This window comes from Amycolatopsis sp. WAC 04169 (assembly GCF_003947535.1).
Classification (GTDB): domain Bacteria; phylum Actinomycetota; class Actinomycetes; order Mycobacteriales; family Pseudonocardiaceae; genus Amycolatopsis; species Amycolatopsis keratiniphila.
Genome location: NZ_QHJI01000011.1, coordinates 391,002 through 400,467 on the forward strand (window position 1 = coordinate 391,002; position 9,466 = coordinate 400,467).

Here is a 9,466-nt window from a genome sequence, read left to right on the forward strand (position 1 = left end):
GGCCCTGGACGTTCGTGGACAAGATGAGTGGCTCCCACGAGGGGTGCCGCCACGAACCTCAGGGGATGAGATGGCACACGCCCGCCGCATGTACGACCTGGTCGAGCCCATCGGCCTGGTGCCCTACTTCGCCGACGAGTCGGACGAGGCGCTGATCGCGCTCGGCCTGCGCAACCAGTGGGACGCCTACTTCGCGGGCCGGGCCGCGCCGTTCGGCCGGTCAGTGCCCGCCGAGGTGATCCATGCGATCTTCTACAACTTCGCCCCCGGCGAGGTGGCCCGCCACATCCCGAAGGTCTGGGACCTGACCACCCCCGAGGCGGCACTGGCCGCCCGCGAACGGGGCTGCGTCGCGGGGATACGGCGGATCCTCGGCGAGCTCGCCGACGCCCCCGAAGTCACCCGAGCAGGTGATCTCCTGATGAAAGCGGCGACCAGCGCGCGGGTGGAGGGACGTGCCCTCTACGCCGCCCTTCGCACCCTTCCGGTCCCGCAGGAGCCCGTGGCCAGGCTGTGGCACGCCGCCACCCTCCTGCGCGAACACCGCGGCGACGGCCACACCGTCGCCTTGCTGGCCGAGGGCATCGGCGGCACCGAGTCCCACGTGCTCCACGCCCTGTCGACCGGCGTCCCCGCGAACAAGTTCGGCCGGGTCTGGCACCTCCCCGCCGACCGGTTGACCGCGGTCGTCGACGGTATGCGCGACCGCGGTCTCATCGGGACGGACGGCTGGCTCACCGCCGACGGCCGCGCCACGAAGGAACGCGTCGAGGCCATGACCGACCGGCTCGCGGAGACGCCCTACGACGCCCTGAGCGCCCACGAACTCCAGTGGGTCGTCGCCGACCTCGAACCGATCTCGGCCGCGCTCCGAGCGGTGTATCCCTGGTGACGGCCTAGCCGGCCAAGGTGCTGGAGACGTGCCGAAGCGCGTCTACCAGCTCCGCCGGGCCGGCGGGTCCGATGTGGACGACGGCGTCGTTGCCGTGGCCGGTCGTGTAGCTGAGGTACCGGCCCCAGTCGGTGTCGGCGAAGTGGAGCGGATCCTCGGCGGCCACATGCCTGCCGACTTCGTCCCGCTTGCCGACGTAGAGCTCGCCACTCCCCTCGACCGGCCGCTGCACGAGGCTGACGATGTCCGCGATCACCGGCGGCAGCGAATGCGTGTCCGGGCCGCGGCGAGCCGCTTCTTCGAGCTCGTACGCGCGGACCGTGCGCAGCCTGCCGCCGCCCGCCGGGACGGGCGGCAGCTGCTCGATCAGTGTCTCGGGCAACCGTCGCCGATCGATCTCCTGCAGCCCGACCCAGTCGCCGGACGCCACCGCCAGGACCGCCTGCAGCCCCAGCGAGGCGGCGAGGACGCCGTAGGTCTGGCCTCCGGTGTTCACCCAGCCGTAGTACTCGATGGCCGGTTTCGTGAGCACCGGAAGCCAGTCCAGGAAGTCGACCGACGCGCGGCCGCTCGAATCCAGCAACCCGGCCTGTGCCAGTGCCGCTTCCACTCGCTTGTCCGCCTCCGCGCGGGCCGTCCTGGACAGCCAGCGCGGTTCGGGACGCAGCGTGATGTGCAGCTCGCCGACGCGTTCGCGTTCGGCGAGCGCCGCCAGGGCTTCGACCGGGACGTCCACCCGGCCTGTTCTCACGGTCATCCGCTACTCGCCGATGACCGGCGGGCTGGTCCGCTGGTCGGTGCCGAAGATCGCGTCCGGGTCGGCCTCGATCAGGTAGTCGGGACGCTGGTGCTCGTCGTCCTCGTCGCCGTCCGCGCGCCTGCCACCGGCTCCCATCGGGCCGCCCATCGCACCCGCGCCGCCACGACCGGCGCCGCCACGGCCACCGGCCAGGTGGTCGGCACCGCCCAGGCCGCCGATGCCGCCCATACCGGAGCCCCTGCCCGAGCCGAGACCGCCGGAACCGGGAGCGCCGGCCTTGCCGCCGGTGCCGCCCTCGCCACCGAGCAGCCTGCCCGCGGCGCTGTTGGACGGGGGCACGTTGCGACCACCGCTGGTTCCCGGCGGATTCTGGCCCGGGGCGTTGGGGTTGTAGTTCTGGCCGGGGCCGTTCGGCAGGCCGATGACGTTGTCCGAGTCTCCGCCGGGACCACGTCCAGGAGTCCTGCCCGGGATATCGGTCGTCGGGCCCGGCTTGCCCTTGCCACCGCCGGACGGCCGCGTGGTGTCGTCGTCCCCGGTACCCCCCGGCCTCCGCGGCGGGTTCGTGATGTTGGTGTCGGGCCTGTCCCGGGGAGGCACCGGACGGTCCTCGTTGGTACCCGGCCTGTTCTGGTTCTGGTCGCCGCCCGGCCTGTTCTGGTTGGTGCCGTTGTCGTCCGTGCCGCTGGTGTCCGTACCGTCGTTGTCGTCCCCGCCGCCGTTCCTGCCGGGCTTCACCGGGATGACCGGTGGGATGATGACCGGGGGCGTACCGCCGGGGGTCTTGACACTGACGTTCGCGCCGTCGTTCTTCAGCACGCCGTAGTCGGTCGGCAGGCTGGAGCTCGTGCTGCTGGTGACCGAGTCGTACTGGTCCATCACGCGGACGTTGTTCTGGTTCGCCGCCTCGTGCTTCGCGACGCCCTCTTGGTAGTTCTTGATGTCGTTGTTGACCATGAACGGCCCGGCGATCGGGATCGCGCCCTTCAGGCCGGTGGTCCAGGGGTTGGGCTTGTCCGGCTTCGGCGGCACGGGGACGACGGACGAGCCCGAATCGTCGAAGCTGTCGGCCTGCGTCGTCACCGAGTCCCTGGTCTGGAACAGCGGATCCGCGGTCTCCTTGAAGGCCTGCTCGAGCGGACCGGCACCGGCGTTGGCCGCGTCGGCGGCGGAACCGGTCCAGGACGCCGTCATCCGCGTCTGCAGGGACTTGATGGCCATCCCGCGCTCGACGTAGGCGTTCGAGAGTTCCGCGACGCGATCGGCCGCGCTGCGCAGGTTGCGAGTGTCGCCCTGGGTGAAGTTCTCGTAGATCTGTTTGCCGTCCACCCTCATGCCCCCTTGAGTGTCTTGATCACGGCCGACGCGAGTTTCTGCGCGGTCCCGCACGAATCCTGTTCGTTGTCGTATCCCTTGGCGAGGGTGCTGATCGCCAGATCGTCGGCGACGCCCACCGCGAGATCGCAGCTGCCACTCGCTCGCCGGTCCTGCAGTCCGTAGTAGACGGTCGGATAACCGTCGACCTCGGGGCCGGGCTCGAGGAACCTCAGCTGCCCGGCTTCCTTGGCCTTGTGCAGACCGGCGATGCCGCCCATGCCCTTCTCGCGGTTCCCGCTACCGAGGATGATCAGCAAGCTGTCGGCCTTGCCGCGAATCTGCCAGCTACAACCGGGATTGCTGCCTTCACCCTTCGACTCGCCGGGCGCGGTGAACCCCAGTTCCGCGGCCGCGGCGGCCGGAAGCAGCTTGCAGACGTCACCAACGAATGCCGAGGCGTCCAGCGGATTCGCCACCTTCGGGACGTTCGGATCCTCCGGCGCGGCCGACGGAGCCGACGACGGCGACGTTCCCGGGGTGGGCGTTGCTGTACCGGGGGTCTCCCCCGTGCAGCCCGCGACCGCGACGGAAACGAGCACGAGCGCCGCCACCGCGGCGCGATTCCTCAACACGTTCGGCATCCTCAGGTAGTGCGCAGGGTGTTGGCCTGGTCGGTCGCCATCGTCTTCGTGCGAGCGATCTCGAGCTTCTCGATGTAGCCCTCGATGTAGGCCCGCATCGACTCGTTCTGCTTCTGCAGGGACAACAAGGAGTCGAGCCCGGAGTTCACGTAGCTCGTGCTGGCCTCATCCTTCCCCGGGGGCATCAGGTCACCGACGATCATGTCGATCTTGTCGCCGTCGTCGACGACCTTCTTCAGCTCGTCCTGCCACAGCCCGATGACGGTCTTCAGCTCCTCGGGGCTCATCTCGAACCCGCCGCCACCGCCGCCCCCACCGCCGTAAACGGTCGGTTCCTTCGGCGTGGTGAGGTCACCCCAGACGGCCTTGATCGCGCTCGCGGCGTCGCCGATGATGTTCACACCCGCACCTTCCCCTCAGCACTCACACACGGTGATGGACAAAGAGTAGCCAAGCGGCGGACGGCGTGTCAGCCGATCCGGCCGAGTGATCGGACGTGTCTCGGAGCCGTCCGGTTCCCGGTGAGGGTGGAACATCCCGCGAACTGGTCACAGTACGTACGTACGGATTGCATTAACCGGGTTCCCGGTGACAGGATTCCAGGATGCCACGGGTCAGCCAGGATCACCTCGACGCACGCCGGCGCCAGATCCTCGACGGCTCGCGCGTGTGCTTCGCACGCCATGGTTACGAGGGTGCCACCGTCCGGCGGCTGGAAGAGGCCACCGGCCTGTCCCGCGGTGCGATCTTCCACCATTTCCGTGACAAGGAGTCCCTCTTCCTCGCCTTGGCCGAGGACGACGCGGTGCGCATGGCCGACATCGTCGCCGAGCAGGGTCTCGTCCAGGTGATGCGCGAGCTGCTGACGAACCGCAGCGAACACCCCGCCGACTGGCTCGGCACGCGGCTGGAGGTCTCCCGCCGCCTGCGCACCGACCCCGAGTTCCGTGCCCGCTGGGCCGAGCGGTCCCATCAGCTGACCGCCGCGACCCGGCGCCGTCTGGAGCGTCAGCGCGAGGCCGGGATCCTGCGTGACGACGTCGACGTCGACATCCTGACCGCGTATCTCGAACTGGTTCTCGAAGGTCTCGTCTCTCACCTCGCGATGGGCCAGCCGGGTGACGACCTCGGCCCCGTGCTCGACCTGGTCGAGGAGAGCGTGCGGCGGCACCGTGCCCACGCGGCCGGGGGAACGCGTTAAGATTGTCCCATCGCCGCAGTACAGCGGCGGTGTCAGTGGATTCCGATCGAGGAGTGACTCTTTTCGTGCGCGACGCGCAGTCACCTGGTGACAGTATCGAGCCGGGTGGCACACCCGGCTGTTCCGCGGCTCTTCCCGCCGGCAGGAAATGATGGAAATCCTGCTCGCCGTTCTCGGCATTCTCCTTTTCCTCTTGCTGACCGTCGGCACCGGCCTCGCCGTCGCCGCCGAGTTCTCCCTCACCGCGCTCGAGCGCAGCACGGTCGACGCGAACGTCCGCCAGGTCGGCGACAAACGTGCGCACACCGTGCAGAAGGCGCACCGCACCCTCTCGTTCCAGCTCTCCGGCGCCCAGGTGGCGATCACCATCACCACCCTGATCACCGGTTACCTCGCGGAACCGGTGATCGGTGACCTGCTACACCCGCTGTTCACCGCCGTCGGATTCTCTGAAGGCGTAGCGAACGGCGTCTCGCTGGCGGTCGCGCTGATCCTGGCCACGTCGCTGTCGATGATCCTCGGCGAAATGATGCCGAAGAACCTCGCGATCGCGCGGCCGCTGGAGACCGCGCGTGCCGTCGCGGGTTACCACTCGCGGTTCTCGTCGTTGTTCCGCTGGCTCATCACCCTGATGAACAACAGCGCCAACTTCCTCGTCCGCAAGTTCGGCGTGGAACCGCAGGAGGAACTGCGGTCGGCCCGGTCGCCGCAGGAACTCGGCTCGATCGTGCGCTCCAGCGCGGAAAGCGGCACGCTCGACACGTCGACGGCCGAACTGCTGGACAAGTCGCTGCGCTTCGGCGAGCGGACGGCCGACGAGCTGATGACGCCGCGCGTCCAGCTCGAATCGCTGACCGTGGACGACACGATCTCCGACCTCATCGAGATCTCGCGTCGCACGGGCTTTTCGCGTTTCCCGGTCTACACCGAGGATCTCGACGACGTACAGGGTGCGGTGCACATCAAGCAGGCGTTCACCGTCCCGGCCGCCCAGCGCGCCACGGTGCGGATCGGTTCGGTCATGCGGCCGATCCCGACGGTGCCCGAATCGCTGCCGGGCGACTCGCTGCTCAACCGGCTGCGCGATTCCCGGTTCCAGCTCGCGATCGTCGTCGACGAGTACGGCGGCACCGCGGGTCTGGTGACCTTGGAGGACGTCGTCGAGGAGATCATCGGCGACGTCCGCGACGAGCACGACGAGCGTGAAGCGCCCTCCTCCCAGCAGGTCGGCGCCGACAACTGGCTCGTGTCCGGACAGCTTCGCGCCGACGAGGTCACCGACGAGACCGGGTTCCGGATGCCCGACGGCGACTACGAGACCATCGCCGGGTTGATCCTCGAACGCCTCGGCCGGATCCCCTCCCCCGGCGACGCCACCGATCTCGACGCCTGGCGGCTCACGGTGACCAAAATGGACCGTCTCCGCATCGCCGAGGTCGAAGTCCGCCGCGTGAGCGAAACCGCGACCTCCGCCGAGCAGGAGCCCGCCCGATGAGCGACTGGTTCAACATCTTCCTCGTCGTGGTCCTGTTGCTGGCCAACGCGTTCTTCGTCGGCGCCGAGTTCGCGCTGATCTCGTCGCGGCGTGACCGGCTGGAAGCCTTGCTGGAGCAGGGAAAGACCCGCGCCAGGATCGTGATCAACGCGAGCAGGAACGTCTCGCTGATGCTCGCGGGCGCGCAGCTCGGCATCACCATCTGTTCACTGCTGCTGGGACGGCTGGGCGAGCCCGCCGTCGCGCACCGGCTGGCCGGGTTCTTCGAGCTGCTCGGGATTCCCGACGTGCTGCTGCACCCGATCTCGTTCGCGATCGCGCTGGCGTTCATCACCATCCTGCACGTGCTCATCGGCGAGATGGTGCCGAAGAACCTCGCGATCGCCGAGCCGGAGCGGCTGGCGCTGTGGCTGGTCCCGGTGCACGTGGCCTGGGTGAAGCTCGCCAACCCGTTCATCTGGCTGCTGAACTTCGTGGCGAACTCGCTGCTGCGGGTGGTCAAGGTCGAGCCGAAGGACGAGCTCGAAACGGCCTACACCTCCGACGAACTCGCCGAACTGCTCAGCGAGTCGCGGCGCGAGGGGCTGCTGGAGCACTCCGAGCACCAGCGGCTGAGCAAGACGCTGTCCTCGGTGGAGAAGACGGTGGCGGACGTGCTGGTCCCGACGGCTCAGCTGACCACGCTGCCCTGCTCGCCCACGCTGGGCGATGTCGAGCGCGCGGTGTCCTCGACCGGGTTCTCCCGTTTCCCGGTGTGCACCGACGACGGGACGCTGACCGGCTACATCCACGTCAAGGACATCCTCGACCTCGTCGGCGAGGATCCGACCACCGTGGTGCCGTCGGACAAGACGCGGGCGCTCACCGAACTGCACGCCGACGCCCGGCTGGACGAGGCGTTGTCGGCGATGCGCAAGGAGGGCAGCCACCTGGCGCGGGCGCTGAGCCCGGCCGGGACCGCGGTCGGCGTCGTCGCGCTGGAGGACCTCGTCGAGGAATACGTGGGAACTGTCCGCGACGGCACCCACGTCATGTCATGACCGGCCTGATCGTCCTTCCCGAGCCCGTGTGGCGGGCTCGGGAGGACGAGCACGTGACGCGGATGCGGCGCTGGACGACACCGCACCAGCGCCGCCGCTCGCGGGGCGAGAAGCATCCGGTGCTCGACTTCCTCTTCAGCTACTACTCGCACCGTCCAGGGCACCTTGAGCGCTGGCAACCGGGCCCGGGTGTCGTGCTCGAAGGCGCGTCCGCGCGCCGGTTCCTGGAGCGGAAGGGCTACCTGGAGACACCGGACGGCGTCATGCTCGATCCGGCGGGTTTCACCGAGGGCCGGGCCAAGACCGCCGAGTTCGTCCTCCGCCTGCTTTCCGCGACGGCGTCCCGTTCTCCGAGACTCAGTTGTTTCGGGCTTCACGAATGGGCAATGGTTTACCGGGAATCGGCGAATGAGGTTCGCCACTCACAACTTCCGCTCCGGCTCGGTTCGGCCGGGACCGACGGCGTCGTCGAGTCGCTGGAGATCCGATGCGGACATTTCGACGCGTTCCGGTTCTTCACCGAGCCCGCCCGGCCGCTCAACACCCTGCGGCCGGCGCGGGAGGACCAGGTCGACTTCGAGCAGCCGGGCTGCCTGCACGCCAACATGGACCTGTTCAAATGGGCGTACAAACTCGACCCGTTCGTCCCCGCCGAGCTGGTCGGGGACTGCTTCGAGCTGGCTGCGGACATCCGCGAGCTGGACATGCGGGCCAGCCCGTACGATCTGGCGTCGTTCGGGTACTCGCCCGTGCGGATCGAGACCCCGGAAGGCCGTGCCGCGTACGCCCGCGCGCAGGCCGGTTTCGCCCGCCGGGCCGCGCCGCTGCGTGAGCACCTGATAGCGCATTGCCAACGGCTCCTGAGCGAGTTAAGGAAAGTTCCCGCGACACGCGGAAAACAACTGTGAGTCGTCGCATTCCCCGTAACATCCTCCCCTGTTAGAGTGATAACGGTTTGATTGCATACGCAGCGCGAGCGCGCACGTTTCGAAAGGACAACGATGGGGCGACACAGCGCGGTCGAGGAGCCGGTGCCGCATCCCCTCGACCCGCCGAAGCGGCCTCAGGGTCGTGGTGAGGCGACCGGTTCGCACCGGATCGTGGGGAAGAAGGCCCCGCGGCGGCGGATCGCCAAGTGGCCCATCGCCTGCCTGGTCCTCGTGGTCCTGGTCGCGATCGGCGTGCTCGGCTGGAACTGGGCGGACGGCGAGCTCAACACCCGCGCCGAAGCCCAGGCCAAGGCGTGCAGCGCCGGCGACACCCCGATGCGGGTCATCGTCACCCCCAGCATCGAGAAGCCGGTCCGCGCGGCGGCCGAGCGGTGGAACAACGCCGCGACCGTGGTCCGCGACCACTGCGTCGTCATCCAGATCGACGCGCTGTCCTCCGCGTCCGTGCTCGACGGCCTCGTCGGACGGACCAACCTCGACTCCATCGGCGGCCTTCCCGCCGCCTGGATCCCCGAGTCCTCCTACTGGGTGACCGAGCTGAACACCGCGAAGCCCGAACTGGTCGGTTCGCCCGCCCAGTCGGTCGCGACCGCGCGTTCTGCCGACTACCCGCTCGTCGGGCTCGCCGGCAAGACCATCGACGAGGTCCAGATGCGCGCCGCGCAGACGTTCCGCCAGTACCTTCAGCAGCCCGCCCAGCAGGCCGACTTCGCGGCCGCGGGTATCAAGGCCACCTGAGGCCCCGAACCACGGGAAAGGCCCCTTCGCCGCTCGGGAAGGGGCCTTTCCCGTACCTCGTGAGTGGTGAGGCCGGTCAGAACCGTCCGTGCCCTGGATACCTACTGGCGGTCTTGCGTGACTGGATGGACGACACACGTGATCAGACGGACGACACGCGTGTCTGGGCGGACGACTCACGGCGAAGGCTTCGCCACGGCCGCCGTTCGGCAAAGGTGGTCGGGAGTGGCGATCCGGGTCAGAGCCAAGGCGGGACTCGCGTGATCAGGGACGTAACTCGCGTGTTTGGACGCCGCGCTCACGTGTGGAGTTTCCCCCGGATACCGGACACGGGGTTTCACGCGGCTTGTTGGTGACTGTAGCTGGTTCGGGTTTCGTGGGGTGTTCGGTGGCCGACTGTCGAATGTAGACGGTTGTGGTTGTAGTAGTGGA

General features: G+C 68.7%; 10 protein-coding genes. 6 read left to right on the forward strand and 4 right to left on the reverse strand.

The annotated features are described in order from the left end of the window. Positions 1-88: 88 nt before the first annotated feature. Positions 89-892, forward strand: coding sequence for a MarR family transcriptional regulator (locus DMC61_RS31375; RefSeq protein ID WP_199750146.1), 804 nt, complete (start codon positions 89-91; stop codon positions 890-892). A 4-nt stretch (positions 893-896) separates the two neighbouring features. Here the strand turns inward: DMC61_RS31375 and DMC61_RS31380 are convergent, their stop codons facing one another. Genes DMC61_RS31380 through DMC61_RS31395 form a run of 4 tightly spaced genes read right to left on the reverse strand, consistent with a single transcriptional unit; the run spans position 897 to position 4,011 of the window. Then, positions 897-1,628: an ESX secretion-associated protein EspG gene (locus tag DMC61_RS31380; protein WP_125693742.1), complete on the reverse strand. Its 732-nt coding sequence runs from the start codon at positions 1,626-1,628 to the stop codon at positions 897-899. A gap of 24 nt (positions 1,629-1,652) precedes the next feature. Continuing rightward, entirely contained in the window at positions 1,653-2,987 is a 1,335-nt protein-coding gene (locus DMC61_RS31385) for a hypothetical protein (RefSeq protein WP_125693700.1), read from the reverse strand. Beyond that, the gene (locus tag DMC61_RS31390; protein ID WP_043848104.1) at positions 2,984-3,610 is read right to left on the reverse strand and encodes a DUF3558 domain-containing protein; all 627 of its coding nucleotides are present in this window, start codon (positions 3,608-3,610) and stop codon (positions 2,984-2,986) included. The genes DMC61_RS31385 and DMC61_RS31390 overlap by 4 nt, the downstream gene beginning before the upstream one ends. A gap of 2 nt (positions 3,611-3,612) precedes the next feature. After that, the gene (locus tag DMC61_RS31395) at positions 3,613-4,011 is read right to left on the reverse strand and encodes a hypothetical protein (RefSeq protein WP_016334089.1); all 399 of its coding nucleotides are present in this window, start codon (positions 4,009-4,011) and stop codon (positions 3,613-3,615) included. A gap of 203 nt (positions 4,012-4,214) precedes the next feature. On the opposite strand from DMC61_RS31395, the gene DMC61_RS31400 reads away from it, so the two are divergent. From DMC61_RS31400 to DMC61_RS31420, 5 genes are all read left to right on the forward strand, one after another. After that, positions 4,215-4,811 carry a TetR/AcrR family transcriptional regulator gene (locus DMC61_RS31400; protein WP_016334088.1) on the forward strand — a complete coding sequence of 199 codons (597 nt, stop codon included), beginning with the start codon at positions 4,215-4,217 and terminating at the stop codon, positions 4,809-4,811. Positions 4,812-4,959: 148 nt separating this feature from the next. Then, positions 4,960-6,306 (forward strand): hemolysin family protein, encoded by a 1,347-nt coding sequence (locus DMC61_RS31405; RefSeq protein ID WP_043848103.1) that lies wholly within the window; start codon positions 4,960-4,962, stop codon positions 6,304-6,306. Next, entirely contained in the window at positions 6,303-7,346 is a 1,044-nt protein-coding gene (locus DMC61_RS31410; protein ID WP_016334086.1) for a hemolysin family protein, read from the forward strand. Before DMC61_RS31405 ends, DMC61_RS31410 begins: the two co-directional genes overlap by 4 nt. Further along, positions 7,343-8,254, forward strand: coding sequence for a 3-methyladenine DNA glycosylase (locus DMC61_RS31415; RefSeq protein ID WP_125693702.1), 912 nt, complete (start codon positions 7,343-7,345; stop codon positions 8,252-8,254). Before DMC61_RS31410 ends, DMC61_RS31415 begins: the two co-directional genes overlap by 4 nt. A gap of 93 nt (positions 8,255-8,347) precedes the next feature. Beyond that, complete coding sequence (locus DMC61_RS31420) at positions 8,348-9,034, forward strand: hypothetical protein (protein WP_063275997.1); 687 nt, start codon at positions 8,348-8,350, stop codon at positions 9,032-9,034. Positions 9,035-9,466: the final 432 nt, after the last annotated feature.

What these genes read in the sequence shown, in the direction of transcription:
- DMC61_RS31375 (WP_199750146.1), top strand. Translation starts at nt 89, where the DNA reads ATGTACGACCTGGTCGAGCCCATCGGCCTGGTGCCCTACTTCGCCGAC.
- DMC61_RS31385 (WP_125693700.1), bottom strand. Translation starts at nt 2,987, where the DNA reads ATGAGGGTGGACGGCAAACAGATCTACGAGAACTTCACCCAGGGCGAC.
- DMC61_RS31390 (WP_043848104.1), bottom strand. Translation starts at nt 3,610, where the DNA reads ATGCCGAACGTGTTGAGGAATCGCGCCGCGGTGGCGGCGCTCGTGCTC.
- DMC61_RS31400 (WP_016334088.1), top strand. Translation starts at nt 4,215, where the DNA reads ATGCCACGGGTCAGCCAGGATCACCTCGACGCACGCCGGCGCCAGATC.
- DMC61_RS31405 (WP_043848103.1), top strand. Translation starts at nt 4,960, where the DNA reads ATGATGGAAATCCTGCTCGCCGTTCTCGGCATTCTCCTTTTCCTCTTG.
- DMC61_RS31410 (WP_016334086.1), top strand. Translation starts at nt 6,303, where the DNA reads ATGAGCGACTGGTTCAACATCTTCCTCGTCGTGGTCCTGTTGCTGGCC.
- DMC61_RS31415 (WP_125693702.1), top strand. Translation starts at nt 7,343, where the DNA reads ATGACCGGCCTGATCGTCCTTCCCGAGCCCGTGTGGCGGGCTCGGGAG.
- DMC61_RS31420 (WP_063275997.1), top strand. Translation starts at nt 8,348, where the DNA reads ATGGGGCGACACAGCGCGGTCGAGGAGCCGGTGCCGCATCCCCTCGAC.